Source organism: Micromonospora sp. B9E7, assembly GCF_039871815.1.
In the GTDB taxonomy this organism is placed as follows: domain Bacteria; phylum Actinomycetota; class Actinomycetes; order Mycobacteriales; family Micromonosporaceae; genus Micromonospora.
Map to the genome: position 1 here is coordinate 54,723 of NZ_JBDPLX010000020.1, position 26,706 is coordinate 81,428.

A 26,706-nucleotide genomic window follows, 5' to 3' on the forward strand; every position below is an offset into this window, starting at 1 on the left:
CGGGCCAGCTGACCTGCTTGCATAGATGGTGGGCGATACTGGGTTTGAACCAGTGACCTCTTCCGTGTCAAGGAAGCGCGCTCCCACTGCGCCAATCGCCCGTGGTGACCGCCGAACCCGGCAGCCAGGCCCCGATGGGGCAGATCGAGAGCGGACGACGGGATTCGAACCCGCGACCCTCACCTTGGCAAGGTGATGCGCTACCAGCTGCGCTACGTCCGCACGTCCCCGACTCGCGTCGGCGACAGGTGAACTCTACCCGATGCCAAGATCGCTTGGCGCGGCACCCTGGGCGGCGGCGGTTGCGCTGGTCGCCACCGGGGTACTGAAGGGCTCGACAGCGCACCACACCCCCTTAAGGAGGCTGTCGTGGGTATCGGCACCAGCATCTTCCTGATCGCGCTCGGCGCGATCCTCACCTTCGCACTGGACGCAAGCGTCGGCGGCATCAACCTCGACGTGGTCGGTTGGATCCTGATGGGCGCCGGCGTGCTCGGCCTGATCATGACCACGCTGATCTGGGGCCGGCGCCGCCAGGTGGTCACGACCACCGAGCAACCGGTGGAGTACCGCCAGGTCGAGGAGCGGCGGGACATCGCCCCGCCGATGTGACACGACCACTTCCATCGCTGGCGGAGCCGCCAGACCACCGTGATTCCGGGCCGGCCGCCTTGCTGAAGGCGACCGGCCCGACCGCGCCTGGTGCCGCCGGCGGATTCAGAACTCGATGACCAACCGGCCGCGTACCCCTCCGGCTTCCAGGAGCTGATGCGCGCGGGCCGTCTCCTCAGGCGGGAACCGGCCAGCGACCCGCAGGGTCAGCGCGCCCTCCTCGGCGAGCCGCCGAAGCAGGTCGAGCTTGTCGCGACGCCCGTCGTACTCGTGCACGTACGCGGACACCATGCCGATCCTCCGCTGGTCGGCCTGCGCCCGCAGCGCCGGATCGGGCCCGCCGCGCAGCAGCGCGACCGCACCACCCGTGCGCACCGCCGGCAACAGCGCGCCGCCGAACAACGCGGCGTCGACAGCGGCGTCCACCCCGTCCGGGGCGTGCTCCCGGAAGCGGTCGGCGACACCCGGACCTCGGATCACCGTCACGTCCGCGCCGAGCGCGGCGACCAGGTCGACGTCACCCGGCGCCGCGTCGGCCAACACCCGGTGACCGGCGGCCTTGGCGAGCTGCACCACGTAGCCGCCGACGGCACCGGCCGCGCCGGTCACCGCGAGGGTGCTGCCGGACGCCAGTCGCAACTGATCCAGGGCGTGCAGGGCGGTCAATCCGTTCAACGGCAGAGTGGCCGCCTCGGCCGGTGACACGCCCGCCGGAGCGGGCACCACCCAGGCCTCCGGGAGCACTACCCACTCGGCGTACCCGCCGCCGGCCGCCCGGGTCGGATTGACCATGGCCATCACCGAATCGCCCGGGGCGAGTGCGCCACTGGTGCCGGAGCCCACCTCGTCGATGGTGCCGGCGATGTCCTGGCCGGGCAGCAGCGGGTCGCTGCCGCGCAGTCGCACCGGCGTCATACCGGCCCGGATCAGGGTGTCCGCCGGGTTGACCGCCGCCGCGCGTACCCGGATGCGGACCTCACCGGGGCCGGCGTGCGGCGTCGGAAGCTCGACCACCCGCAGCACCTCGGGCCCGCCGTAGCGCAGCAGTCCGACCGCTCTCATATTCGACCGACTCCTGATTCTGGTAACGGCCGACCACCGTGTCCGGCGGTCAGTCCAAGCAGGTGAGCGCGACCTCGGCGTACCGCGTCAGCGCCGCCCGGTCCGGGTTGATGGCACCCATCACCCGCAGGCCCTGGAGGCTGGTCACCAGGAAGCCGGCCAGGTCGGTGGCGCTGCGGTCGGACGCGATCTGGCCCCGCAACTGCGCCTCGGCCAGCAGGTCGTAGAGCGCCAACTCCAGGGACCGGGTGGTCGAGCGGAGCCGATCGGCGACCCGTACGTCCTGGTGGGCCCGTTCCATTGACGCGCCGACGATGAGACAGGAGAGGTGCCGGCCGTCGCCGGTGATGTCGTCCACCGCGCCGATGAACACCTCCCGGATGACCGCTCGCGCGTCGTTGCCGGAGCGCAGCAGATCGACCATCGGCGCGGCGTACCGCTGCCGGTACAGGTCCAGCACCGCGAGGTAGAGCCCGTCCTTGCTGCCGAACGCGGCGTAGATCGAGCCGCTGCCCAGGCCGGTCGCCTCCGACAGGTCGCGCATCGAGGTGCCCTCGTAACCCTTGCGTCGGAACACGTCCATGGCGGCCTCGACGGCGGCGTCGAGGTCGAACTCACGGGTGCGGGCCACGCCTGAACGCTACCCGCGATCTGGAACGATCGACAAAGTATTGCCGGTCACAGCCGTTTTCGCTGGCCGAGGGGTGTCCGGCTCCGCGTTACGATCCAGCTCATGGAGTCTCTGGACACGGTGCTGGCCGCGCACCGGGCGTACCTGCTCGGTTGGAACATCGGCCCGGTCGGAGGTCCGGATCTCCCGACCTACCGCAGCGACGTGCCGCACCCGACCCTCAACGGCGTGCTGCGCGTGGCCGGGCGCACACCGCAGGACGCGCTCACCGAGGCGCGGCAGCGCCTGCACGGCGTACCCCGGGTGTGGTGGGTTGGTCCGGACAGCGACCGCGGCACGGCCGACGGCCTGGTCTCCCTCGGCGCCGCCGAGATCGCCCGCCTGCCGATCATGACCGCGGTGATCGACGAGGCGGCGGACGATCCGACCCCGGCCGGCCTGCACATCGCCGAGACCACCGATCTGGCCGCGTTCGTCCCTGCCTATGCCCGGGTGTCCGGAATCCCGACGGACGGCGTGGCGGCGACGATCGAGCGGGAGAAGGCGTTCTCCGGTGACGGCACGGTGATCAGACTGGCCGGCCGGCTGGACGACGGCCAGGTCGTCGGAACGGCCGTCGCCTGGCTCAGCCACGGCCTGGTCACGCTCTATTTCGTGGGTACGCAGCCCGAGCAGCGCCGCAGGGGCGTCGGCGCGGCGATGACCAGGGCGGCGCTTCGCCTGGGCAGCGAGCGGGGCGCCCGCACCGCCGCACTCACCTCGTCGCCGATCGGCGAGTCGGTCTACCGCCGCCTCGGTTTCCGGCCGGTGGGCGAGTTCCGGGTGTTGACGTTCTGAGCCGTACCCGCCGACCGGCCGGGATGGCGCGACGTCAGCGAATCCGAGTGGATCACGATGGCTACCAGCCGGAAACCATTGACTATGGGGTTCAGACAGCGTTGTCTTTCACTGGCACCTGGGGAGGTACAACAGTGATCGATGGCGTGTCCCTCGTGTTCTGCGTGACCGCTGACGTGTCGGTACGCGAACGAATGGTGCGGCGGCTCGACGGGCTCGGCACCCTGGTGATCTGCACCGACCTCGCCCAGTTGCAGGCGATGATCGGCCCGCCCGTGACCGGCGGACCGGCCCCGCTGGTCAGCCCTACGGCCGGGTCCACCGTCGCTGCCACCTCTCCGGCCGCCGTCTCCGCTACCGCCACGGGTCCGACCCCCGCCTCCGGCCGCATCGACCTGGGTGACCTGGCGATCGACCCCCTCGACCACATGGTGACGTGGCGCGGGCAGCCGCTGACCCTGACCCGACTCGAGCACCGCCTGCTCACCCAGCTCGCCAGCGCGCCGGTCGGCGTCTGGACGTACGAGAGGCTCTTCGAGTCGGTCTGGGGCTGCGCCTACCTCGGCGACACGTCGGTCCTGCACTCGGCGGTCAAGCGGTTGCGACGCAAACTGCGCGCCGCGGACGCCACCCTGGGCGTGCAGACCGTACGCGGAATCGGCTACCGGCTCAGCGTGGACTGACGTTCGGCGCCAAATGCGAAACGGCTCGTCACCGGGTCTTCCAGTGACGAGCCGTTTTCCCGTGGTGGGCGATACTGGGTTTGAACCAGTGACCTCTTCCGTGTCAAGGAAGCGCGCTCCCACTGCGCCAATCGCCCGTGCTTGTTGCCGAGGTGGGGACGGGATTTGAACCCGCGTACACGGCTTTGCAGGCCGTTGCCTCGCCTCTCGGCCACCCCACCGAGGTTGCCCCCGTCATGCGTGGCGGCAGCTCCGAGCGGACGACGGGATTCGAACCCGCGACCCTCACCTTGGCAAGGTGATGCGCTACCAGCTGCGCTACGTCCGCACGCCCCCGGACGTTCCCGGGTGACGGATGAGAACTTTAGCCGAGCCGGTGAACGACTGCCAACTCGGGGTCGCCTCGGCGCGTCCTGCCCGCCGCGGACGAGACCACCGCCATTCCCGGCGGGCTTCCTAGGAGGATGGTCTGGTGATCCGACCCGCTGTCGACGGTCACACTCCGAAACCATCAGGCAACGATCGTCATCACCGTGTCGCAGATCGACCGGCGGTCGCGCCCGCACGCCCGTCTCTGGCGGCAGACCTCGATGAATGCTTCCCCAAAGAACGACCGACGGCACCCCGAGGAAGTGTCCGGCTTCCGACTGACACAGCGTGCGCTCAGCACGCAGCGGTAACTGTTCGTGTTCACTCGGATGGGCTACGGTAACGGTCGTGACGAGACGTGCGGCCGAGATCCGCCTGGATGCCCTGCTGCGCACCGCCTGCGACGTGATCGTGGAGCGCGGTCTGGCCAACACCCGAACGGCGGACGTGGCGAATGCCGCTGGTGTGAGCCAGGCTCTGGTCTTCTACCACTTCGCCACCAAGGAACGGCTGCTCGCGCAGGCTTTCGCGTACGCGGTCGAGCAGGACCTCGCGCGACTGGACGCGGTGACCCGCTCCTCGGCCTCGCCGCTGACCAAGCTCCGCAAAATCCTCAGGCTCTACACCCCGGCAGGGCGGGCAACCTCCTGGTCGATGTGGATCGACGGCTGGTCCGAGTCGCTGCGCACACCGGAGTTGGAGAAGGTCTCCCGCCGGCTCGACCTGCGCTGGCGCCAGGACCTCGCCGAGGTGATCTCCACCGGGGTGGCCGACGGCACCTTCCAGTGCGCCGACCCGGACGGGGCCTCCTGGCGGATCAGCGCGGTCATGGACGGGCTCGCCGTCCAACTCGCCGTGCACGACCGGGTGATCTCCCGCCGACAGTTCGGCGAGTGGGTCCGGCTGGTCACCGCCCGGGAGCTCGGCCTGGACCCCGCCGACCTGGACTGAGCCGGGCAGCCAGCACCAATCCCCCACCAGGCCGGGCAAAACGGCTCGGTCCGCCCCGCCGACCGGAACAATCGGCAGCATGGATCTGCTGGAGGCGTACCGCCGGAGCCTGGCCGAATTCGTCGACCGGGTGGACCAGGTCGAGGCCGGCCAGTGGTCCGACCCGACGCCCTGCTCGGACTGGGACGTACGCACGCTGGTCAACCACGTGGTCAGCGAGGCCCGGTGGAGCGTTCCGCTGCTCGCCGGCCGCACCATCGAGGAGGTCGGTGACCGGCTCGACGGCGACCAGCTCGGCACCGACCCGATCTCGACCGCCCGGGAGGCAGCCGCACAGGCCGAGATCGCCGCCACCCACCCCGGCACGATCGACCGCACCGTGCACCTCTCCAGTGGCGACACCCCGGCCGCGGAATACCTCCGGCAACTCGTCGCCGAGCACCTGATCCACGGCTGGGACCTGGCCGTGGCGATCGGCGCGCAGCCTCGGCTCGACCCGGACGCGGTGCACGTGGCTGCCCAGTGGTTCACCGGGCAGATCGACGACTACCGGCGCAACAACCTGGTCCACACCGGCGTACGGGTGCCCGACGACGCCGACGAGCAGGACCACCTCCTGGCCGCCTTCGGCCGCGACCCCGACTGGGCGCCGGGCGACTGACCACGCCGAATCCGGAGCCTGATCCGTAGCCGACCGGCCCCGCCACCGGCCTCGCCCGCCCGCACCGCACCGCACACCACGACCGCCCCCGGGCACGCCCGGAGGGCGGCTTCGGCGTACCCCGATCCCGCGACAGGTCGACGTCCACGGGCCTTGCCGCCACCACGACCGACTGATATCCACAGATGTACATGCGTCACCGCGCACTTACGGCCGGCGACCGCCGGCCTTCCCGCTCCCACGAGGAGGTCCCGTGCCACAACCGGAGTGGTCACCCCCGATGAGCCGGCGTCGACGCCGGCTCATCGCCGTCCTGGCGACGACGGCGACGGTCGCCGCGCTGCTCCCCACCGGCGTGAGCACCGCGGCTCCCAGCGGCAGCGCGCCGTCCGCCGAGCGCAGTTCCGGACCGTTCGCCGAGGGCCACGAGCCCGCCGACGCCGACAACCGCACCGGTACGGGAGCACCCGACACCCGCCAGCCGGGCCTGGCCCGCGCCGCCGACCCCGACGTCCGGTGGAACCGGCTCGGCACCCCGCAGGCGCTCGGCCCCGGTCGCACCCCCCTCGCCACCGGGCTGCCCGCCGACCCGGAGGCCGCCGCACGCGCCTACCTGACCGCCAACCGCGACCTGTTCGGGCTGTACGCCGCCTCGGTGGCCGCCATGGAACGCGTACTGGTCCGGCCGATCGGCAGCGGTGCCGTGGTCACCCTCCGGCAACGCTTCGGCGACCTGCCCGCCGGGCCGGACGGCCTCGTCACCCTCGCGGTCGCGGGCGGCACGGTGCTCTCGGTCAGCTCCTCGCTGGCCCGCGACGCCGGAACCCCCGCACCGGCCACCCGCACCGCCGAGCAGGCGTACGCCGCCGCGCTCGCCGATGCCAGGCTGGCCCCCGGCGCGGTAGCCAGCCACACCATCCGGGCGGTGGCCGTGCCCACCCCGCTGGACGGGCCACGGGCCGCCTACGAGGTGACCATGATCGGCGCGGACACCGAGCACCCCGCCGCGTTCACCAGCTACGTGGACGGCGGCACCGGACAGGTGCTGGTCCGCGAGGATCTCGTCGACTACGACTCCGACAACCCGAGCTGGGCGGTCTTCCCGGCCACCCCGCCCCGTGACCTCGGCCCCGGGCAGGACCCCCGGGTGCGCTGGTGCGCTGACCCGGTGCCCGGCTGCGTGGCCGCCTGGCGCGACCCGGCCACCGGCCAACCGTGGGACGTCGACGCGGCGACCGGCACGCCGACCCTCACCTCGCGCGGCAACTCGGCCAATCGGACACTAAGCTAAAAACGCCCCCTAAGCCCCTTCGGTTCCTATAGCGTCACCTGCCAGGAAACCTCCAGGATCGGAGCCACGAGAGCCGGCTGACCGGCCCGCGCGGCGGAATGGTGGGACATGAAGCGGTGGGGCCACGGCGACGGGTCGAACTTTCGAGGCGACATCGAGGGGATGCGTGCCCTGGCGGTCGTCCTGGTGCTGATCGGGCACGCCGGGGTGAACGGTCTGCCCGGCGGCTTCGTCGGAGTCGACGTCTTCTTCGTCATCTCCGGCTTCCTGATCACCGGCATGCTCGTCAGGGAACTGGCCGACACCGGCCGGATCTCCATCGTGGACTTCTACACCCGCCGGGCCCGGCGCCTGCTGCCCGCGGCCGGCGTGGTCCTCGTCGCCAGCCTGCTGCTCGCGTACCTCTTCTTGCCCCGCCTGCGCTGGTCGAGCACCGGCTGGGACGTGCTGGCCAGCGGCCTCTACGCGATGAACTGGCGGCTGGCCGAACAGGCGGTCAACTACCTCCAGGCCGACGAGGCCCCCAGCATCCTGCAACACTTCTGGTCCCTCGCCGTCGAGGAGCAGTTCTACCTGATCTGGCCGATGCTGCTGCTCGTCCTCGCCCGGACCCTGCGCCGACGGCGCCACCGGCTCGACCGGGGGCGGCTGGACCGGGGTCGACTCGAACGACGCCTGCTGATCGGGCTGGCGCTGGTGGCGATCCCCTCGCTGGCCTGGTCCATCCATCTCTCCGAGGCGAACCCGGCCCGCGCCTACTTCGTCACCACCACCCGGATGTGGGAACTCGCCCTCGGCGCCGGCCTGGCCATCCTCGGCAGACACCTGATCCGGATACCCCGCGTGCTCGCCGCCGCGCTCGGCTGGGCCGGCGTCGCCGCCATCGTCGTCGCCGCGCTGGTAACCACACCGGACCTGCCCTTCCCCGGCCATCTCGCGTTGCTGCCGACGCTCGGCGCGGCCGCGGTGATAGCCGCCGGCGCGGCGGCCGGCCGGGCCGGGCCCGTCCTGCTGCTCGGCCTGCCGCCGATGCGCGCCCTGGGCGCCCTGTCCTACTCGCTCTACCTGTGGCACTGGCCGCTGCTGGTGGCCGCCGAGGCGAAGTTCGGCGAACTCCGTCCGGCGGCGGGGCTCGCCGTCGTCGCGCTGTCGGTCGTACCGGCCGCGCTGACCTACCGCTTCGTGGAGAACCCGATCAGGTTCTCGGTGGTCCTGCCCCGGCAGGCCGCCCAGCTCGGCACGCTGGCCACCGGCGCCCCGGTGATCGCCGCCCTGCTGTTCCAGCTGACCGTATGGCCGCCGGCCAGGCCACCGTCCGACATCGCCGCCATGATGCCGCCGCTCGACATCTCCGCGAGCGGTTCGGCCGAGCCGAGACGGTCCACCCTCGGTGCCGACGTGCTGGGCAGGAAGCCCCGGAGCAGCCCGGCCGGCGTGCCGGTGGACCGGGTCGACACCATCACGCCGGACGCGCTCTCCGCCCCCCTGGACCTGCCGGACACGTACCAGCAGGACTGCCTGCTCGAGGTGACGGAGTACGAACCGCGGCCCTGCTCGTACGGTGACCCCAACTCCAGCTTCACCATGGTGCTCGCGGGAGACTCGCACGCGGCACACTGGCTGCCGGCGCTCAAGGCCGTCGCGGAGGCGAACAAGTGGCGGCTGATCACCCAGATCAAGGGCAGCTGCCCGGTGGAGAACACGCCGGTGCTGTACAAGACGAACACCCCGTTCGACGCCTGCACGGAATGGAACAAGCGGCTCCGGGCGACCCTGACCGGCCCCGACAAGCCGCAGCTGCTCATCCTCTCCAGCCTGACCTACCAGCCGGTGCCGAAGGGGGAACCGCTGCAGGGCGTGGCCGCCCTGCGGGCGCGTACCGACGCGTTGCGGGACACCTGGTCGGAACTCGCGGACGCCGGCGTCCGGACCGTGGTCATCCGGGACACCCCCTACTTCCCGTTCAACGTCGCGGAGTGCGTGTCGAAGAACCCGGAGAAGCTGACCAGGTGCAGCGCGCCGAGAGAGAAGGCGCTGGAGATCAGCCAGCCGCAGGCGGAGGCCGCGAAGGGACTCGACGACATCCGTTTCGTCGACCTGAACGACGCCATCTGCCCGGCCGAGCGCTGCGCGCCGGTGATCGGCGGCGTGCTGATCTACCGGGACGCCGCCCACCTCACCGCCACCTACTCGCGCACCCTGGCGCCCCGCCTGCACGAGGCGCTGCGCGAGGACCTGAACTGAGCGGGCTGCTCCGCCGACCCGCCGCCGCGCCGGAGCCCGCCACGCCGGGGGCTCCGGCCCGTTCGTGAGCGGCGCGGATCCGCCGCCGCGCGTCACCCCGACGGCACCCAGGGTCACCGATGACCTTGTGCCGCCCCGGTCCGCCTGGCATCCACAGATGCGCATGCGTCACCACGCCTGCGTCGGGTCGGCGTCGCGCCGGCCCTCGCTCCCACGAGGAGGTCCCGTGCCCAGACCGGAGTGGAGTGGACATCACGGATGAGCCGGCGTCGACGCCGGCTCATCCCCGTACTGGCGGCCGCCGCCGTGGTCGCCGCCCTCTTGCCCGGTGGCAGCGGTGCCGCCGCGGCGCCGGGAGACGCGCCGGCCGCGGCAACGGGCCGCTCCGGCCCGTTCGCCGAGGGCCACCACGAGGCCGCCGACGTCGACAACCGCACCGGTACGGCCGCACCCGACGCCCGCCAGCGCGGCCTCGCCCGGCGGCTCGACAGCGGCGTGCGGTGGAACCGGCTCGGCACCCCACACGCGCTCGGCCCCACCCGTACGCCGCTCGCCACCGGCCTGCCGGCGGACCCGGAAGCTGCCGCCCGGCGCTACCTGGCCGACAACCGGGAGCTGTTCGGCCTCGACGACACGGCGGTCGCCGCCATGGACCGGGTGCTGGTCCGCCCGATCGGCGACGGCGCGGTGGTCACCCTGCGACAGCGCTTCGGTGACCTGCCCGCCGGCCACGACGGCCTGGTGACCGTGGCGGTCGCCGACGGCACGGTGCTCTCGGTCAGCTCCTCGCTGACCCGGGACGCCGCCGCGCCGGCCCCGGCCACCCTCACCGGCGAGCAGGCGTACGCCGCCGCCCTCGCCGACGCCGGCCTGGACGCCGCCGCGGTGGCCCGGCACAGCATCCGGCCGGTCGCCGTGCCCACCCCGCTGGACGGCAACCGGGCCGCGTACGAGGTGAGCCTCATCGGCGCGGAGAGCGACCACCCGACGGCCTTCACCACCTACGTCGACGGCATCACCGGGAAGGTGCTGGTCCGGGAGGACCTGGTCGACTTCGACTCGGACAACCCGAGCTGGGCGGTCTACCCGGCCACCCCGCCGACCGACCTCGCTCCCGGGCAGGACCCCCGGGTGCGCTGGTGCGGCGACGCCGAGCCCGGCTGCGCGGCCGCGTTCCGTGACCCGGCGAGCGGCCGGCCCTGGGACGTCGACCTGGCGACCGGCCCGCCGACCGGCACCTCGCGCGGCAACTCCGCCAACACGGTGCTCTCCTGGGGCGCCGGCACCCCGATCGTCCCGGCCACCGCCAGCCCCGAGCGTCGCTACGAGTACCCGTTCACCGACCAGTGGCGGCAGGCGCGCTGCAACCCGGCCGTCTCGTTCCTGCTCCAGGCCGCCAGCCAGGTCAGCATGCTCGACATGCGGGACAACATGCTCACCGCCGACCTGCTGCGCTTCGGCGGCGCCAACCAGGACCTGATCTGGGCCGAGTTCGCCCGCTCCGGAATGGGCCGGGACGCCACCACCAACGGCGCCGGCGACACCGACCCGACCCCGAGCTTCGCCTCGCCGCGCGGCGGCAACGCGACGCTCACCCTGCGCCCCCGCGGGGACAGCGCCGACGCGCCGATCCGGGTGTACGTCGGGGCGTACGAGGCGCGCGCGACACCGACCCAGCGACGCCGATCCCGGACGCCGTGGAGATGGTGGCCGGCACGTACGACCTGCTGGCCGTCGCGCCCGGCTTCGGGCACCAGCGGCTCAGCACGGTGGCCAAGGCCGGTCGGAACGGTTACCTGGACCTGCGGATGAGCCGCAACCTGGTGTCCACCGCCTCCGGGGCGACGATCACCGGCGACGGGGTCAACCTGGACCGGGTCGCCGACGACACCGAGGCGACGAACTGGGCCAGCCTGGACGGGGTGGCCGGCCGGCAGCTCACCGTGGCGCTGCCGGGGTCCGCCCCGCAGACGGTCAAGCGGGTGAACGTCAGCGCGATGCTGCGCCCGGCGATCACCGGCGACGCCGACACCGGCACTCAGAACACGCTCAGCGCGCTGCGCTCGTTCGCGGTGTCCGCCTGCGACGCGACGACCACCGACTGCGCCGACCCGGCGCGGTGGCAGCGCATCTACACCAGCGCGGGCGACGCGTTCCCCGGCGGGGCGTACCGGGCGTACGTCCGGGACATCAACCTCCGGACGTTCGCCGTGCCCACCACCCTCGCCACCCACCTGCGACTGGAGGTGCTGGCGAGCCAGTGCACGGGTGGTCCGCAGTACGCGGGCGAGCAGGACGACGACCCGGCCACGACGACGGACTGCGCGACCGCCAGCCCGGCCCGGTCCCAGGTCAGGATCGCCGAGTTCCAGGCGTTCTCGAAGTGACACCGTGGGGGCCGGCGGCAGGTCCCTCGGCCCCCACGGCCTCCGATCAACGGCGGGCCGGTCGCCACCTGTCGACGGTGGGACGTTCCCAGCGCCGGTCCACCGGCGGGTCGTCGACCCCGTCGGCCCCGTCGACCGGCGCCCGGGTCAGCTGCCGCAACCGCAGCAGCAGGCCCATCCCGAGGAAGAGCAACAGCCCACCGAGCAGGAACGCGGCCTGCACCGCGCCGAACCCGCCGGACTGCGATACCGGGCGGCCGGCCGCCGGCGGCGCGGCGTCGACCGGGTAGTCCCCGACCGGCTCCTCCACCGACGTGCTCTCCTCCTCGGGCGGCGCGCTCGGTGGTTCGCTGGGCTCCGAGGGCGTGACGGTCGGCTTCGGTGTGCTGGTCGGGGTGCCGCCCACGCCGACCACCGAACGGGTGGCGGTCTGCCGGGCCAGCAGGCGCGAGTTGGCGTCGTACGCCTCGGCGGCGAGGGTGACCCGCCCCTGGGTGACGTCCTCGGCGAAGGCCACCCGGTAGCGGGCGGTGACCGTGCGGCCCGGGCAGAGGGTGCCCGGGTCGAGCTCCCGGTCGGTGAGCCGGGCCACGTCACCGTCGGTCCGGATCTCCAGGGGGAAGTCGCCGGCCTCCTCCACCCGGTCCATCTTGACCTGGTCGAGTCGGAGGCCCTGCACGCTCAGCACCATCGACCAGCGCACCTTCACGCAGCCTCCGCGCCGGTCGGTGCGGGAGACGACGGCCGACACCGTGCGCACCTGCTCACCGGCGGTGAACCGGGCCGGTAGCCCACTCAGTTCGGTGGTGAACGCCGCCTGCGCCGGGGCGGCCAATGCCAGCTCCACCCCGCTCAGACAGGCCAGCACCACCCCGACCCGCACCGCGTACCGCCACACCGTCACCACCGCCGCCCTCCGTTCGGTCGTCTCCACCTGGCAACGCTAGGAGCAGCGGGTGGGCCCGACCAGACGGGTGTGTTCGCACCGGGTGGTAAGGACGGGAGGCGTTTTCACCGAGGGTGGTGAACCGGTCACCGCTCCCCCGCGACACGCCCGGAGTCGGGCCGCTGGGACAATCGCCGACGTGTCCGAGCTCTCCACCACCTTCGTCCGGCTGCACGCCCGGCTCACCCCGGTGGCGTTCGTCCCCGAGGTGCGCCTGCACCAGGCGGACGAGCCGATCGGGCTGTGGGAGCTGACCGAGGGCCAGTTCTCCAGCGACCGGCCGCCGCCGTTCTGGGCGTTCGCCTGGGCCGGCGGGCAGGCGCTCGCCCGCTACGTGATCGACCACCCGGAGCTGGTGGCCGGCCGCCGGGTGCTCGACCTCGCCTCCGGCTCCGGCCTGGTGGCCATCGCCGCCGCCCGTGCCGGCGCGGCGTCCGTGCGGGCCGTCGAGGTGGACGAGCTGGCGGTCGCGGCGGTCGCGCTGAACGCGGAGGCCAACGGGGTACGCGTCGACGCCGAGTTGGGCGACATCCTCGACGACGACGCCGGGGACGCCGAGGTGGTGCTGGCCGGCGACGTCTTCTACAGCGACGCGATGGCTCGCCGGTTCCTGCGGTTCCTGCTCCGCGCCACCCGGGCCGGCGCACCGACGCTGGTCGGTGACCCCGGCCGGGCGTTCCTGCCTCGGGACCGCTTCGACGAGCTGGCCGCGTACGACGTGCCGGTGCCGGAGGCGCTGGAGAGCGTCCGGGTGAAGCGCACCACCGTCTGGCGACTGCGGGCCGGGCTGCCGGGGGCCTCCGGCTAGCGTGTCCGGGTGCTGTTCCGCAGCTGGGCGCAGGTGGCCGACCCCGCATGGCCGGACGTGGCCCGGGTGCCGGACCACGTCGGCGGCACCCACCTGGTCGTCACCCGGCACGCGTTGGTCCGTCAGGTGCTCGCCGACCCGGTCACCTATCGGCCGGACAACGCGCTGGACGCGGTGACGCCGATGCCGGTGACCGCCCTGCGGGTGCTCGCCGGGCACCGGTTCCGGCTACCGCCGACCCTGGCGAACAACTCGGGTGCCAGCCATCCGCGGATCCGGTCGATCGTCGCGGACGCGCTGCATCCCGCCCGGGTCGCCGCGCAACGGCCCTGGCTCACCGCGCTGGTCCGGGACCGGGTCGCCCAGCTCGCCGCCAGGCTGGACGCCGGCGAGTCGGTCGACCTGTACGCGGACCTCGCCGCCGACCTGCCGCTGCTGGTGCTGGCCCGGCTGGTGGAGTTGCCGGACGCCCCGGTCGGCGCGGTCAAGGACTTCGCGCGTGCCGCGCTGGAGTTGTTCTGGGCACCGCTGGACGCCGACCGGCAGGTGACACTCGCCGCCGAGGTGGGCCGGTTCCACCGCGTCCTGCGCGACTTCGCGGCCACCGGTGGCGGGTTGGCGGCCGAGCTGCGCGCGGCCGGGCACCCGCCGGACGTGGTGGTCGGCGCGCTCTTCTTCCTGCTGGTCGCCGGGCAGGAGACCACCTCCCAGTTCCTCACCCTGCTGCTGCACCGGCTGGCGGGCGAGCCGGCAGTACGGGCCGGTCTGCGCACCGGCGAGGTCGCCGTCGCCGACGTGGTGGAGGAGGGGCTACGGCTGGAACCGCCCATCGTCACCTGGCGGCGGGTGGCGGCGACGGACAGCACGTTGGGCCCGACGGCGGTTCCGGCGGGCACCAGCCTCGTGCTGTGGTTGGGCCGCGCGGGCCGGGACCCCGCGGTGGTCGAGTCGCCCGACGAGTTCCGCCCGGGCCAACGCGGGTCACGCCGGCACCTGGCGTTCGGGGCGGGCGCGCACCGCTGCGTCGGTGACGTGCTGGCGCGCATGGAGGCGGCGGTGGTGGTGGCCGAGGCCGCGCCGCTGCTGGACGGGGTGCGGGTGGTCCGTCCGCCCTGGTGCCCGGACAATCTCACCTTCCGGATGCCCGACGCCTTCGTCGTCCGGCGCTCGCCGGTAGCACCGGCCTGACCGGATGCTGACATCGCTTCGGTAGGTTTCCGGGCGTGTCAGCGACCCCTGCTCGTCGGATCCTCGCCGTCGTACCAGTTCTGGCCCTGCTGGTGCTGAGTGGCTGCACAGCCGGCCCGGTAGTGCACGCCCGACGGATCACCGCCTACCAGCCGACCCCGTCCGCCTCGCCGTTCGCGCCGTCCACCTCGCCGTCCGCGACGGCGAAGCCCACTCCCGGGAGCCTGGAGTGGTACCTGTCCCAGGTGCCGACCTTCCCCGAGGCGCCACCGCCGCAACCGGTGCCGCTGCCCGCGACCGGCACGGCCCCGTTCTGGCACCGCCTGCCGACCGACCAGAAGGTCGCCTTCATCACCATCGACGACGGTGGGCTGGCCCGTCCGAGCGCGGTGGCCGAATTCATCTGGCGGGCGCACATCCCGGTCACCATGTTCCTGAACTCCCCGGCGGCGGAGGAGCACCCCGAGTACTTCCGGCAGATCCAGGTCGCGGGCGGGGTCGTCGAGAACCACACCATCAACCACAACTCGCTGGCCGGCCGGTCGTACGACTACCAGAAGCAGGAGATCTGCGGGGCCGCGGACAAGCTGGAGGCGGTGTTCGGCAAGCGGGCGACACTGTTCCGCCCACCGTTCGGCGAACACGACAGCACCACGCTGAAGGCCGCCCACGACTGCGGCGCGAAGGCGGTCTTCCACTGGACCGAGACCGTCCACGAGGGGAAGGTGCGCTTCCAGACCCCGGAGAAGGTGGTCCAACCCGGTGACGTGCTGCTCATGCACTTCCGGCCGGCGCTGATGGACGACCTCCTCGCGGCGCTGAAGGCGATCCACCGTGCCGGGCTCACCCCGGCGCTGCTGGAGGACTACGTGCTCTGACGCCGCCTGGGCATGACGAAAGTCAGGGTCGGGAGGTGCCGTTCGGGCGCGGTGTGGCAACGGGCCACTCGCCTAGCGTCAACGCATGATCACATTACGTGGGTTGACGAAACGCTTCGGCGCGACCGTCGCGGTCGACGCGTTGACCGTCGACATCGCGCCCGGCCGGGTCACCGGGTTCCTCGGCCCCAACGGCGCCGGCAAGTCCACCACCATGCGGATGATCCTCGGGCTGGACCGCCCCACCGCCGGGCAGGCCCTGGTCGACGGGCGCGCGTACCGGGACCTGCGCCGGCCGCTGCACGAGGTGGGTGCGTTGCTCGACGCCCGGGCCATCCACCCGACCCGGTCCGGCCGGGCGCACCTGCTGTCCATGGCCCGCAGCAACGGCATCCCCACCAGACGGGTGGACGAGGTGCTGGACACCGTCGGCCTGGACGCACGGGCCGCCCGGAAGCCCGGGCGGACCCTCTCCCTCGGCATGGGCCAGCGGCTCGGCATCGCCGGCGCGCTGCTCGGCGACCCACCGGTGCTGATGTTCGACGAGCCGGTGAACGGCCTCGACCCGGACGGGGTGCGCTGGGTACGTCACCTGATGCGCTCACTGGCCGACGAGGGGCGGACGGTCTTCGTGTCCAGCCACCTGATGAGCGAGATGCAGCTCACCGCCGACCAGCTCGTGGTGATCGGTCGCGGACGGCTGCTCGCCGACGCGCCGACCGACGAGGTGATCGCCGGCAGCCCGGTCGCGGTGCGGGTCCGCAGCCCACATCCGGACGGCCTGGCCGCCCTCGCCGCGCGCCTCACCGCCGCCGGCGCGACCGTCACGGCCGCCGACCGGAACGACCTGACCGTCACCGGCACCACCGTGGACCGGGTCGGGGACCTGGCCCACGAACTGGGGGTACGACTGCACGAGCTGAGCCCGCACGGCGCGTCACTGGAACAGGCGTTCATGGAACTCACCGCCGACAGCGTCGAGTACGCGGGCGGACCGACCGGAGGTGGCGCGCGATGAGCACCCGTACCCGTGGTGGCGTCGTGGCCGCCGAGTGGACCAAGCTCTCCTCGGTGCGCAGCACCTGGTGGACGGCCCTGGCCGGGCTGCTGGTGATGGCGGCGAGCGCCGGCCAACTGGCCATCTACGCCGCCAACGACAACACCAACGACGACCCGGCCGACGACCGCGGAATCGTCACCGTCGGCAGCGTGCTGATCGACTCGGTCGAGCTGACCCAGTACGTGGTGCTGGCGCTCGGCCTGTTGGCGATCACCGCCGAGTTCACCAGCGGCACCATCCGGACCACGTTGCAGTGCACCCCGTCGCGCGGCCGGGTACTGCTGGGCAAGGCCGTGGTCACCGGAGCGGTCACCTTCGCCCTCGGCCTGCTGCTCGGCGGCGTCGGCGCCCTGGTCGCCCGCCCGGTGCTCGGCGAGTGGGGCAGCGCCCCGGCCGCCGGCACGATCGGCGACATCGCGGCGGTGGCGGCCTACCTGGCGCTGGTCGGCGTGCTCGCCCTGGGCCTCGGCGCCGCGCTGCGCAGTGCGGTGCTCACCATCACCGTGCTCCTGGCCACCCTGATGATCGTGCCGCTGTCCCTCCAGGAGCCGGACATCGACGTGCTGAACCGGATCGCCGACGTGTTCCCCGGCGTGGCCGGCGGTCACTTCCTGGCCGGCGACACCGAGCCGTACCCCAGCCTGGTCGGGTTGCTCCTGCTCGCCGGGTGGGCCGCCGCCGCGCTGCTGCTGGGCCGGGCCGTGCTGCGCCGCCGCGACGCGTAGAGCGTGCACTGAGCGGGGGCCCGTCGCGGGCCCTCGCTCAGCCGTCGACCAACCCCGCCTCGTACGCGAGGATCGCCGCCTGCACCCGGTTGCGCACGTCCAACCGGGTGAAGATGCTGGTCAGGTAGCTCTTCACGGTGCCCTCCACCAGGTGCAGCCGGCGGGCGATCTCGGCGTTGGACAACCCCGCCCCCACCAGGGCCAGCACCTCCCGTTCCCGCTCGGTCAACCCGGCGGTGCGGTCCCGCGCCACGGGCCGGCGGGCCAACCGACCGGCACCCAGCTCGATCACCCGGCGGGCCACCCTCGGCGACAGGTACGCGCCACCGTCGGCGACCGCGTGCACCCCGGCGATCAACTCACGTGGGTCGCCGGCCTTGAGCAGGAACCCGCTCGCGCCGTGCCCGAGCGCCCGCGCCACGTGGTCGTCCTCGCCGAACGTGGTCAGCATGATCGTCGCGGTGTCCGGCACGACCCGACGGATCTCGGCGGCTGCGGCCAGACCGTCCAGCCGAGGCATCCGGATGTCCAACAGCGCGACCCGAGGTCGGTGCGCACGGACCAGCTCCACCGCCTGGTGCCCGTCGCCGGCCTCGGCGACCACCTCGATGCCGGGATCGGTGGCGAGGATGGCCCGGACACCGGCGCGGATCATCGCCTCGTCGTCGGCCAGGACCACCCGAACCCGCTCCACCCCGGCCGTGTCGGTGTCCACTACGCGATCCACTCCTTGCTGGCCAACCGGCCGTCGGTGAAACAGAGCCGCCAGGTCGGCTGTGCGAGGGGGAAGTTGCCGTCGGTGTAGTACTCGCAGCCGTCCCGGTCGGCCGTCGTCGGGCGTTCCAATTGCCGCCGGGGCAACCCGTTCAGCTCCGACCGGGTCGTCCCGACGCGCATCTGGTCGAAGGTGGCCCGGTCCAGCACCGTCCCGGCGGTCGCCAGCGGGTAGTAGACGAGGGAGAGCACCAGGGCGAACCCGGCCGGCGCCACGAGTGCCACGAGCAGACTGCGCCGGACCCGTCGGCGGGCGTCGTGCAGCCGCCGCTCCGCGTCCACCGGCCGCTCCACCGGACCGGGCTCCCCGGCGTCGGACGGTGACGCCAGGCCCATCCCAGCGGCGGTCTCCACGGGCGCGGTGGCCGGCAACACCGCCCGTACGGCGAAGCCGCCATCGGTACGGGGGCCGGCGTGCAGCGTTCCACCGGCGAGACGAACACGCTCGGCGAGTGCGAGCAACCCACTGCCCTGCGACGGTGGGGCGGGCAGCGGTCCAGCCGGCGGGGCGTCGTTGACGACGGCCACCTCGACCCGGTCACCCTCGCGGGTCAGGCACACGTCGACGGGCGCGCCGGGCGCGTACCGGGCGGCGTTGGTCAACGCCTCCCGCACGAGCCGGTGGGCGGCGTGACCGGTCATCGCCGGTAGCTCCGCGACCACCGGAGTCGCCTCCATCCGTACCGCCATGCCGGCCTCCCGGGCGCCCTCGACCAGATCGGCGACGGTCTCCCCGCTCGGACGCACCGACGCGCCCCCCTCCTCACGGAGCACCCCGATGATCTCGTGCAGTCGCTCGGTGGCCGCGGAGACACTGGCCCGCAACTCCCCCGCCGCCGCTCGGTGCCGGTCGTCCAGGTCGGCGGCGACCTCCAGGGCGGCGGCGCGCAACGCGATCAGACTGAGGTCGTGACCGAGTGAGTCGTGCATCTCCCCGGCGATCCGGGCCCGCTCGCGGAGCCGGATCCGCTCGGCAGCACCCCGCTGTTCGCGGGTGAGCGCGTCGACGTGCCGGCGACCGGCGTCGGTCAACTCCTGCTGCTGGCGGCGGTACCGGCCCACCAACCAGGGGAACACCGCCGCGAAGAGCAGCACCGAGGCGAGCAGGAACCAGGTGGCCGCGCCGGTGCCGAGCAGCCCCAGGTTGAGCGCCGTGCCGCCGGCCACGATCAACACGAAGACCCCGGCCGCCGACGCCACGGAGGCGGTGCGCCGCCCGGCGAGGTAGCTGAAGACCGGAATCGCGAACACGAAGTTGCCGTCGACGACCGACCCCAGCACCACCAGCACGAGGGCGACCAACGGCTGACGTCGACCCGCCACCACCGCCACACCGAGCAGCAACAACTTGCCGACCACCAGCGGAAAGGCGTACGGCGCGTAGGGCGGGCTGAAGCCGGCATAGCCGACCGGGGCGGCCACCACCGCCCAGAGCAGCACGTCCGACAGCAGACGACGCCACCGGTCCGACCGGCCCGACCGGCCCGACGGCGAAGAGTCGAGGATCCGCACGGCGGTCAGGCTACCCACGCCCGACCTGCGCGGACACCGACGAAAGTCAGGTGTTCAGCCGCTCTCCTCGGCCCAGACCCGCCAGTCGTCGAGCACCCCGTGCAGAGCCGGGGTCAGCCAACCCGGAGCGGACCGCCGGAACACACCCGGGTCCATCGCACCAGCGCCGTCGGGCACCGCGCCGAGCAGGTTCGGCACCAGATCGGTGAGATTCGTCCAGTGCACCAACTCCGGCCGGGCCGGCCACGCGCCGATCACCACACCGGCCGGCACGGCACGCCGGTCGAGCGCCTCCAGGGTCAACGCCGTGTGGTTGAGCGTGCCCAACCCGGCACGGGCGACCACCACCGCCGGCGCGCCGAGCGACACCGCCAGGTCAGCCATCGTCCACGGCTCCCCCGACGGACGCAGCCCCATCGGCACCAGCAGACCACCCGCGCCCTCGATCAACACCAGGTCGTGCTTGTCGACCTCCTCGCGCACCGCGTCCACCGCCGCGTACAGCTCCAACGGTGGCAGATCGGCGACCCGGGCGGCAGCCAGTGGAGCCAGCGGATCGGGATAGCTGGCCAGGGTCCGGCCGGTCAGCGGGGCAGCCAGCCGGTTGACCGCGTCCACGTCGCCCGGCTCACCACCCGCCGTACCGGTCTGACCCGGTTTGATCACGGCCACCCGCAACCCGGCAGCCTGCGCGGCAGCCGCGATCGTCGCGGTCACCACTGTCTTTCCGACCTCGGTGTCGGTCCCGGTGACCAGAACCGGCCCCTCCCACCCGGTCACGGTGCGACCTCGGTTCGCGACTGCGGGGCTCGCAAACCCGGCTCACTCCTCGCGCTCACGGTGTCACCTCTGTTCGCGACTGCGGGGCTCGCAAACCCGGCTCACTCCTCGCGCTCACGGTGCACAGTCCACGATGACCTCCAGGGCCCGCTCGAACGCCGCCCGGGGCACCCCGGCGCTGACCGTGAGCCGCAGGCGGGACCGGCTGTCCGGAGTGGACGGCGGTCGGAAGCAACCCACCGCGACGCCCCGGTCCCGGCAGTCGGCGGCCCAGGCGGTGGCCGCGTCCGGCCCGGGAGCCGTCACCGAGATCACCGCCGCGTCCGGCGCGGAAACGGTCAACCCGGCCGCCCGCAGCCGACCGACCGCCAACGCCACCCGGTCGGCCAACTCCGCGCGCAGATCGTCGCCGACCCGGGTCAGCCGCAACGCGGCGTGCACACCGGCGGCGACCGCCGGCGGCAGGGCCGTGTCGAAGATGAACGTACGCCCGGTCTCGACCAGGTGCCGGACGAACTCGGCCGGACCGGCCACCACGCCACCCGCGCCGCCGAGCGCCTTGGACAGGGTGGCGGTGACCACCACGTCCGGCTCACCGGCCAGCTTCGCCGCAGCCACCCCGCCCGCGCCGGCCGGACCGGTCACGCCCAGCGCGTGCGCGTCGTCGACCAGCAGCAACGCGCCGTGACGGCGGGCCACGGCGTGCAGCCGGGCCAGCGGGGCGAGGTCACCGTCGACCGAGAAGATCGACTCGGTCACCACCACCGCCGGGCGACCCGGAGCGGCCGCGAGTGCGGCGGCCACCGCGTCCACGTCGGCGTGCGGGGTGACCACCGTCTCCGCACCGGAGATCCGACAGCCGTCGATCAGGGACGCGTGGTTGTGGGCGTCCGAGACGAGCAGCGTCCGAGGTTGGACGAGTGCCCGCAGCGCACCCAGGTTCGCCAGGTAGCCGGAGGAGAAGACGAGGGCCCGGTCGGTGCCCAGCCACTGCGCCAGCTCGGTCTCCAACGCCTGATGTGCGTCGGTGGAGCCCCGCACCAGGCGCGACCCGGTCGCCCCCAGACCGTACGCCGACAGCGCGGCCGTGGCCGCTGCGGTGACCTCCGGGTGGGTGGCCAGGCCTAGGTAGTCGTTGCCGGCCAGATCGGTCATCCCGTCGGCGGCGGGACGCGGATGCAGCCGCCGGGTCAGCCCGGCCCTCGCCCGCAACTCCGCGCGGCGGTCGAGCGCCGCCAGCCAGTCCGCCACGTCACCCCTTCACCACCGTCCGTGCCGGTCAGCCCGACACCCGCCGGGCGAAATTACCACCCGCCGCCGGCGCCCGACGGATCCACTCGCTGGCCGGTACTCGCTGGCCGGTATAGGGGTTGCCAGGTCATTCCGGCTGATCGGGCCGCCTTGTAGGGTACGAGCCATGCCAGAGATCCTCGACCAGGCCCGGACCCAGGTCCTCGGTGACGGTGTCGGCCTCGACCAGGCCGGCATCCTCGCTGTGCTGAACCTGCCCGACGAGCACCTTCCCGCCGCCCTGCAGCTCGCTCACGACGTGCGGATGCGCTGGTGTGGCCCGGAGGTCGAGGTCGAGGGGATCGTCTCGCTGAAGACCGGCGGCTGCCCGGAGGACTGCCACTTCTGCTCCCAGTCCGGGCTGTTCACCTCCCCGGTGCGCTCGGTGTGGCTGGACATCCCGTCGCTGGTCGAGGCGGCGAAGCAGACCGCCGCGACCGGGGCGACCGAGTTCTGCATCGTCGCGGCGGTGCGCGGCCCGGACGCCCGGCTGATGAAGCAGATGCGCGAGGGCGTCGCCGCCATCAGGGCGGCTGTCGACATCCAGGTCGCCGCGTCGCTGGGCATGCTCACCAAGGAGCAGGTCGACGACCTGGTCGACATGGGTGTGCACCGCTACAACCACAACCTGGAGACCTGCCGGTCCTACTTCCCGAACGTGGTCACCACGCACTCCTGGGAGGAGCGCTGGGAGACGCTGCGGATGGTCCGCGACTCCGGCATGGAGGTGTGCTGCGGCGGGATCCTCGGCCTCGGCGAGACCGTCGAGCAGCGGGCCGAGTTCGCCGCGCAGCTCGCCGAGCTCAACCCGCACGAGGTGCCACTCAACTTCCTCAACCCGCGCCCCGGCACCCCGCTCGGTGACCGCCCGGTGGTGGAGGGCAAGGACGCGCTGCGGGCCATCGCCGCGTTCCGGCTGGCCATGCCGCGCACCATCCTGCGGTACGCGGGCGGCCGCGAGATCACCCTCGGTGACCTGGGCACCCGCGACGGTCTGCTCGGCGGCATCAACGCGGTGATCGTCGGCAACTACCTGACCACGCTGGGTCGGCCGGCGACCGCCGACCTGGAACTGCTGGACGAGTTGAAGATGCCGGTCAAGGCGCTCTCCGCCACGCTGTGACGACCATGACGACGACCGAGCTGTGGTGCGACAGGTGCGGTGAGCCGGCGACGGCCACCGCCCACCGGGCCTGTGCCACGGCCCGTCAGTTGGAGCCGCCCCGGTTCTGCCCCCGGTGCCGGCGGCGGATGAAGGTCCAGGTGCTGCCGGTGGGTTGGTCGGCGGTCTGCGTCGAGCACGGCGAAGTCCGGGGCTGACGCCGATGCTGCGCGGGCGGGCGGTGACCCTGCGACCGGCGACGGACGCGGACGTGCCGGCCCTCGCGGCGATCCGGGCCGAACCGGAGGTACGCCGGTGGTGGCGGGGCAGCGACGACCTGACCGGCTCCGTCCGCGCCGACCTCGGTGACGACGACCTGCACGTGTACGCGATCGAGCACGACGGTCAGGTGGTCGGCGCGATCCAGTGGTACGCCGAGGCCGACCCGGACTACCGCCACGCCAGCCTGGACGTCTTCCTCGACCCGGCGGTACGCGGTGCCGGCCTGGGCGTGGACGCGATCCGCACCCTGGCCCGGCACCTCATCGACGAGTACGGCCACCACCGTTTCACGATCGACCCGGCGGCGGCGAACAGCGCCGCGATCCGCGCGTACGCCAAGGTGGGTTTCCGTCCGGTGGGGGTGCTGCGCCGCTACGAGCGCGGCGAGGACGGGCGGTGGCACGACGGCCTGCTGATGGATCTGCTCGCCGACGACCTGGTGGAGTGAGCCGACGCCTCCGGCAAGATCCGCACAACTCAGGGGAAAGTGCTGCCTCCCCACGCGAGGAGGCAGCACTTCCGGTGATGTGCGCGAATCTTGCGGATCTACGCGGGTCCTGCGGGTCGCTCGGTGCCTCAGGCGAGAGTGCAGGTGGCGTTGTTCAGGGTGAAGGCCGTCGGTTTCGTGTTGGTGCCGCTGTGCGCGCCATTGAAGCCGAAGCTCACCGACGCGCCGGGCGCGAGCGCGCCGTTGTAGGACAGGTTCGTGGCGGTGACCGCCGCGCCGCTCTGGCTGACGGTCGCCGACCAACCCTGACTGACGGTCTGCCCAGCCGGGAAGCTGAACCGCAGCGTCCAGCCGTTGATCGCGGTGGTGCCGGTGTTGGTGATCGTCACCGTGGCGGTGAAGCCGGTGCTCCAGTCGGTGGTGGCGTACCCCACCTTGCAGGCACCCCCGACCGGCGGGGCCGCGGTGGTCACCGCAACCGGCGCGGACGCCGCGGAGGTGTTGCCGGCCGCGTCCACGGCCACCACGTAGAACTGGTACGCCGTCGAGGCGGTCAGCCCGGACAGCGCCTGGGTGGTGCCGGTCGGCGAGCCGACCAAGGCATCGGTGGCACCGGCCTCACGGTAGACCCGGTAACCGGTGACGCCGACGTTGTCGGTCGACGGGGTCCAGGCCAGGGTGAGCCCGGTGGCGGTCACCGCCGACGCGACCGGCGTGCCGGGCGTGCTCGGTGGGGTGGTGTCGGCGGTGCCGGCCGGTGGCGTGGTGATGGTGAGCTTCGGCGAGGCGGCCGACTCGTTGCCCGCGCCGTCGCGCGCCACGACGGTGTACTCGAACGTCCGCTCCGGCAGCAACGTCGCGATGGTGATCGAGTTCGTGGTGACCCGCCGGGTGGCCACCACGTCGTTACCGACCATGAACTCGCGGACGTCGTACCCGGCGAGGCCACTGCCGCCGCTGTCGGTGGACGGCGTCCAGGTCAGCGTGACCGAGCGGGGCGTGAGGCCCGACGCCACCGGCGTACCCGGGACGGTCGGCGCGGTGGTGTCCGGCACGACCGGCCCCGGCTCGTCGCCCCAGACGCGGGTGGTGCCGGAGTAGAGCGGCACCTTCCGGTTGGGCCCGGCGGTGGCCTGGTACGACGGGTCGTTGGTCGGGTCCCAGGTGCCACCCTCCGGCACGCCCACCTTGAACTGGACCTCCATCCGGTGCTGCGACTGACCGGCGGGGGCGATGGTGTACCCGGTGCAGTCCACCTCGACGTACCAGATGTCCCCGCTGTACTGCTTGGCCGTCGTCGGGGACGGGCAGCCCTGGGTGTAGCCGGCGGTGACCTGCACCGGGCCGGTGCCGTCGGGCCGGAAGTAGTACCGGAACCGGCCGTCGGTGAGCGCGCGGGCCGGGAACGCCGACTTGTTGTAGACCATCACCTTGAGCCCGGTGGCCCGGGGTTCGGCCTGCGTCACCGTGGTCTCCACGGTCAACTCGTCGATGTCCGGCGTCTCCGGGACCGGGAAGTTGGCGAGCGGTGTGCCGCCGTACTCGGAGACCAGCCGGACCAGCGCGGAGGTGAAGCCGGCGTTGTAGTCGGTGGCGACCTCGTTCATCACGTAGTCCGACCGGCTGTCGCTGTACGCGTCGTTGGCCGACGACGGGCCGCCGACCAGCGCGCCGTAGAGGGTGTGCCGGGTCTCGACGGGCACGGTCTGACTGTCCCACCAGGAGCCGTGCGCGGTGCGGTGGTGCGGGTTACGCGGCGAGTTGGCCCCGAACCCGATCACGTAGCTGGAATTGCGCGGGTTGTCACCGAGCGCGTAGTTGATCTGCCGGACGGCGAAGTCGTGGTAGCGCGCCTTGCGGGTCGTGTCGGTGGTCTTGTCGCTGTAGACCAGCGCGGCGAAGGAGGTGTTCGCGGCGTAGCGCAGCGCGCCCCAGGAGTCGAGCACCGCCATCCCGCCGGGTGAATACGGCACCCGCTGCCCGTTCACCCCGACGGTCCAGTAGTCCAGCCAGCGGTTGGCGTCGTCGACGTACTTCTGCTTGCCGGTCAGGTTCGCCAGCAGCACGTACGCGCCGAACTGCTTGTTGTCCCAGGCGATGGTCCACTTGTAGGAACGGGTGGTGGACTGGTTCTCGGTGCCGAGCTTGTCGTACTCACTCTCGGCCTTGGCCAGGTAGCTGGCCTCGCCGGTGGCCCGGTGCAGCCAGATCGCGGCCCAGACCAGTTCGTCCTGCCAGCCGCTCCACGACCGGTAGAAGCTGGTCGCGTCGGTGATGCACTCGTGGTAGGACTTCCGCACCGTGTCCGCGAACGTGTAGAGCTGCCGGGCATGCCCGAGCAGCCGGTCGGCGTAGGTCGCGTCGGTGGGCCGGAACACCATCGAGGAGGCGGCCATCGCAGCGGCCGTCTCCCCCGCCAGGTCCGCGCCGCCACAGCTCGCATCGATCTTGTACGCGGGCCGCGCCATCTGCATCACCTCGGCCGGACCCCACCACTTGTGGTCGTCGTCGCCCTTGCCGACCTGCCCGTAGAGGACGTTCGCCGACGGGTGCGCCTTGATGAAGTAGTCGTTCACGAAGCGCAGGTTGTTGAGCAGGTGCGGCAGTTGCCCGGACGCGGCGTAGCCGCTGCGGTACTCCACCGCGCCCCAGGCGAGCATGGTGGCGCTGAACGCCATCGGGAAGCCGAACTTGACGTGGTCACCGGCGTCGTACCAGCCGCCGGTGAGGTCCAGACCCGCGCCGGCGCCGTCGGTGAGCGCGCTGTCGCCCCGCCAGGAGACCCGGTTCCAGTCCGGCAACTGGCCGGACTGCTGCGCCTCGTAGAAGAGCAGCGACTTCTGCAAGGCCTCGGCGTAGTTGTAGGTCGCCGGCGCGGCCGAGGCGGGCGACGACGTCGGCCCGGTGACCACGAGGGACAGGCCGGTGAGCAGGGCCACCCCGGCGGCCAGTAGCCGCCGCGGCCAGGGCTGGTCTCGCACCGGCTGCGCGGCAGACCGCCGGCGGATCCGTTCCGGGTAGGACATCGCGGACTCCTGTCGGTGGCGCCGCCGGGCAGCCCGACCGAGGCGGGACGGCTTCGGGGTGTTTCGGGTGCCCGGCGGCAGTGGTGGTGGAGCCGGGACGCGCCTCGGGAGCGCTCCCACAGATGAGCGTCAATCTATCTGCCGCCTGCCGCCTTGTGA

25 protein-coding genes and 5 tRNA genes are annotated in these 26,706 nt (G+C 72.7%); 17 read left to right on the forward strand and 13 right to left on the reverse strand.

From position 1 onward, the window contains the following. Positions 1–26 precede the first annotated feature (26 nt). Positions 27–101 (reverse strand) — tRNA-Val (locus ABGB10_RS26140). Between the two features lie 48 nt (positions 102–149). After that, positions 150–222 (reverse strand) — tRNA-Gly (locus ABGB10_RS26145). 147 nt (positions 223–369) lie between these two features. On the opposite strand from ABGB10_RS26145, the gene ABGB10_RS26150 reads away from it, so the two are divergent. Continuing rightward, positions 370–612, forward strand: a complete 243-nt coding sequence (locus ABGB10_RS26150) for a DUF6458 family protein (protein WP_347663612.1) — start codon at positions 370–372, stop codon at positions 610–612. A gap of 105 nt (positions 613–717) precedes the next feature. Here ABGB10_RS26150 and ABGB10_RS26155 read toward each other — a convergent pair whose 3' ends face one another. Then, complete coding sequence (locus ABGB10_RS26155; protein WP_347663613.1) at positions 718–1,674, reverse strand: NADP-dependent oxidoreductase; 957 nt, start codon at positions 1,672–1,674, stop codon at positions 718–720. 49 nt (positions 1,675–1,723) lie between these two features. After that, the gene (locus ABGB10_RS26160; protein ID WP_347663614.1) at positions 1,724–2,305 is read right to left on the reverse strand and encodes a TetR family transcriptional regulator; all 582 of its coding nucleotides are present in this window, start codon (positions 2,303–2,305) and stop codon (positions 1,724–1,726) included. Positions 2,306–2,407: 102 nt separating this feature from the next. Here ABGB10_RS26160 and ABGB10_RS26165 point away from each other — a divergent pair, with 102 nt between their 5' ends. Together ABGB10_RS26165 and ABGB10_RS26170 are read left to right on the forward strand one after the other, a co-directional pair. Then, positions 2,408–3,142 (forward strand): GNAT family N-acetyltransferase, encoded by a 735-nt coding sequence (locus ABGB10_RS26165; protein ID WP_347663615.1) that lies wholly within the window; start codon positions 2,408–2,410, stop codon positions 3,140–3,142. 176 nt (positions 3,143–3,318) lie between these two features. After that, positions 3,319–3,825 carry a winged helix-turn-helix domain-containing protein gene (locus ABGB10_RS26170; protein ID WP_347663680.1) on the forward strand — a complete coding sequence of 169 codons (507 nt, stop codon included), beginning with the start codon at positions 3,319–3,321 and terminating at the stop codon, positions 3,823–3,825. A gap of 62 nt (positions 3,826–3,887) precedes the next feature. Here ABGB10_RS26170 and ABGB10_RS26175 read toward each other — a convergent pair. From ABGB10_RS26175 to ABGB10_RS26185, 3 genes are all read right to left on the reverse strand, one after another. Then, a tRNA-Val gene (locus ABGB10_RS26175) sits at positions 3,888–3,962 on the reverse strand. Positions 3,963–3,975: 13 nt separating this feature from the next. Next, a tRNA-Cys gene (locus ABGB10_RS26180) sits at positions 3,976–4,046 on the reverse strand. A gap of 34 nt (positions 4,047–4,080) precedes the next feature. Next, a tRNA-Gly gene (locus ABGB10_RS26185) sits at positions 4,081–4,153 on the reverse strand. 389 nt (positions 4,154–4,542) lie between these two features. Between ABGB10_RS26185 and ABGB10_RS26190 the strand changes: the two genes are divergently transcribed. From ABGB10_RS26190 to ABGB10_RS26215, 6 genes are all read left to right on the forward strand, one after another. After that, positions 4,543–5,145, forward strand: a complete 603-nt coding sequence (locus ABGB10_RS26190; protein ID WP_347663616.1) for a TetR/AcrR family transcriptional regulator — start codon at positions 4,543–4,545, stop codon at positions 5,143–5,145. A 79-nt stretch (positions 5,146–5,224) separates the two neighbouring features. Further along, complete coding sequence (locus tag ABGB10_RS26195) at positions 5,225–5,806, forward strand: TIGR03086 family metal-binding protein (RefSeq protein ID WP_347663617.1); 582 nt, start codon at positions 5,225–5,227, stop codon at positions 5,804–5,806. 253 nt (positions 5,807–6,059) lie between these two features. Continuing rightward, on the forward strand, positions 6,060–7,097 hold the full coding sequence (locus tag ABGB10_RS26200; RefSeq protein ID WP_347663618.1) for a hypothetical protein: 1,038 nt from the start codon (positions 6,060–6,062) through the stop codon (positions 7,095–7,097). A gap of 108 nt (positions 7,098–7,205) precedes the next feature. Beyond that, complete coding sequence (locus ABGB10_RS26205; protein WP_347663619.1) at positions 7,206–9,341, forward strand: acyltransferase family protein; 2,136 nt, start codon at positions 7,206–7,208, stop codon at positions 9,339–9,341. Between the two features lie 258 nt (positions 9,342–9,599). Beyond that, positions 9,600–11,153 carry a M36 family metallopeptidase gene (locus ABGB10_RS26210; protein ID WP_347663620.1) on the forward strand — a complete coding sequence of 518 codons (1,554 nt, stop codon included), beginning with the start codon at positions 9,600–9,602 and terminating at the stop codon, positions 11,151–11,153. Then, positions 11,039–11,728, forward strand: coding sequence for a hypothetical protein (locus ABGB10_RS26215; RefSeq protein WP_347663621.1), 690 nt, complete (start codon positions 11,039–11,041; stop codon positions 11,726–11,728). The genes ABGB10_RS26210 and ABGB10_RS26215 overlap by 115 nt, the downstream gene beginning before the upstream one ends. 46 nt (positions 11,729–11,774) lie before the next feature. Here the strand turns inward: ABGB10_RS26215 and ABGB10_RS26220 are convergent, their stop codons facing one another. Beyond that, positions 11,775–12,662 (reverse strand): hypothetical protein, encoded by an 888-nt coding sequence (locus ABGB10_RS26220; protein WP_347663622.1) that lies wholly within the window; start codon positions 12,660–12,662, stop codon positions 11,775–11,777. A 151-nt stretch (positions 12,663–12,813) separates the two neighbouring features. Between ABGB10_RS26220 and ABGB10_RS26225 the strand changes: the two genes are divergently transcribed. The 5 genes from ABGB10_RS26225 to ABGB10_RS26245 all read left to right on the forward strand — a co-directional run bounded on the left by ABGB10_RS26225 (position 12,814) and on the right by ABGB10_RS26245 (position 17,333). Then, entirely contained in the window at positions 12,814–13,482 is a 669-nt protein-coding gene (locus ABGB10_RS26225) for a 50S ribosomal protein L11 methyltransferase (protein WP_347663623.1), read from the forward strand. 9 nt (positions 13,483–13,491) lie between these two features. Further along, positions 13,492–14,670 (forward strand): cytochrome P450, encoded by a 1,179-nt coding sequence (locus ABGB10_RS26230; protein WP_347663624.1) that lies wholly within the window; start codon positions 13,492–13,494, stop codon positions 14,668–14,670. 35 nt (positions 14,671–14,705) lie between these two features. After that, positions 14,706–15,548 (forward strand): polysaccharide deacetylase family protein, encoded by an 843-nt coding sequence (locus tag ABGB10_RS26235; RefSeq protein WP_347663625.1) that lies wholly within the window; start codon positions 14,706–14,708, stop codon positions 15,546–15,548. 85 nt (positions 15,549–15,633) lie between these two features. Further along, complete coding sequence (locus tag ABGB10_RS26240) at positions 15,634–16,566, forward strand: ATP-binding cassette domain-containing protein (RefSeq protein WP_347663626.1); 933 nt, start codon at positions 15,634–15,636, stop codon at positions 16,564–16,566. Beyond that, positions 16,563–17,333 carry an ABC transporter permease subunit gene (locus tag ABGB10_RS26245; protein WP_347663627.1) on the forward strand — a complete coding sequence of 257 codons (771 nt, stop codon included), beginning with the start codon at positions 16,563–16,565 and terminating at the stop codon, positions 17,331–17,333. Before ABGB10_RS26240 ends, ABGB10_RS26245 begins: the two co-directional genes overlap by 4 nt. 37 nt (positions 17,334–17,370) lie before the next feature. On the opposite strand, the gene ABGB10_RS26250 is transcribed toward ABGB10_RS26245, so the two are convergent. The 4 genes from ABGB10_RS26250 to ABGB10_RS26265 all read right to left on the reverse strand — a co-directional run bounded on the left by ABGB10_RS26250 (position 17,371) and on the right by ABGB10_RS26265 (position 21,650). After that, positions 17,371–18,048, reverse strand: a complete 678-nt coding sequence (locus tag ABGB10_RS26250; protein WP_347663629.1) for a response regulator transcription factor — start codon at positions 18,046–18,048, stop codon at positions 17,371–17,373. Beyond that, positions 18,048–19,619, reverse strand: a complete 1,572-nt coding sequence (locus ABGB10_RS26255; protein WP_347663630.1) for a histidine kinase — start codon at positions 19,617–19,619, stop codon at positions 18,048–18,050. The genes ABGB10_RS26250 and ABGB10_RS26255 overlap by 1 nt, the downstream gene beginning before the upstream one ends. Positions 19,620–19,673: 54 nt before the next feature. Then, complete coding sequence (bioD, locus tag ABGB10_RS26260; protein ID WP_347663631.1) at positions 19,674–20,399, reverse strand: dethiobiotin synthase; 726 nt, start codon at positions 20,397–20,399, stop codon at positions 19,674–19,676. Between the two features lie 114 nt (positions 20,400–20,513). Then, complete coding sequence (locus tag ABGB10_RS26265; RefSeq protein WP_347663632.1) at positions 20,514–21,650, reverse strand: 8-amino-7-oxononanoate synthase; 1,137 nt, start codon at positions 21,648–21,650, stop codon at positions 20,514–20,516. A 166-nt stretch (positions 21,651–21,816) separates the two neighbouring features. On the opposite strand from ABGB10_RS26265, the gene bioB reads away from it, so the two are divergent. The 3 genes from bioB to ABGB10_RS26280 are packed head-to-tail and all read left to right on the forward strand — an operon-like array spanning position 21,817 to position 23,521. Continuing rightward, positions 21,817–22,812 (forward strand): biotin synthase BioB, encoded by a 996-nt coding sequence (gene bioB, locus ABGB10_RS26270; protein WP_347663633.1) that lies wholly within the window; start codon positions 21,817–21,819, stop codon positions 22,810–22,812. A gap of 5 nt (positions 22,813–22,817) precedes the next feature. Continuing rightward, complete coding sequence (locus tag ABGB10_RS26275; protein WP_347663634.1) at positions 22,818–23,009, forward strand: hypothetical protein; 192 nt, start codon at positions 22,818–22,820, stop codon at positions 23,007–23,009. Between the two features lie 5 nt (positions 23,010–23,014). Further along, entirely contained in the window at positions 23,015–23,521 is a 507-nt protein-coding gene (locus tag ABGB10_RS26280) for a GNAT family protein (RefSeq protein ID WP_347663635.1), read from the forward strand. A gap of 128 nt (positions 23,522–23,649) precedes the next feature. Here ABGB10_RS26280 and ABGB10_RS26285 read toward each other — a convergent pair whose 3' ends face one another. Next, a complete protein-coding gene (locus tag ABGB10_RS26285; RefSeq protein WP_347663636.1) occupies positions 23,650–26,547 on the reverse strand; it encodes a glycoside hydrolase family 9 protein in 2,898 nt (965 codons plus the stop codon). Positions 26,548–26,706: the final 159 nt, after the last annotated feature.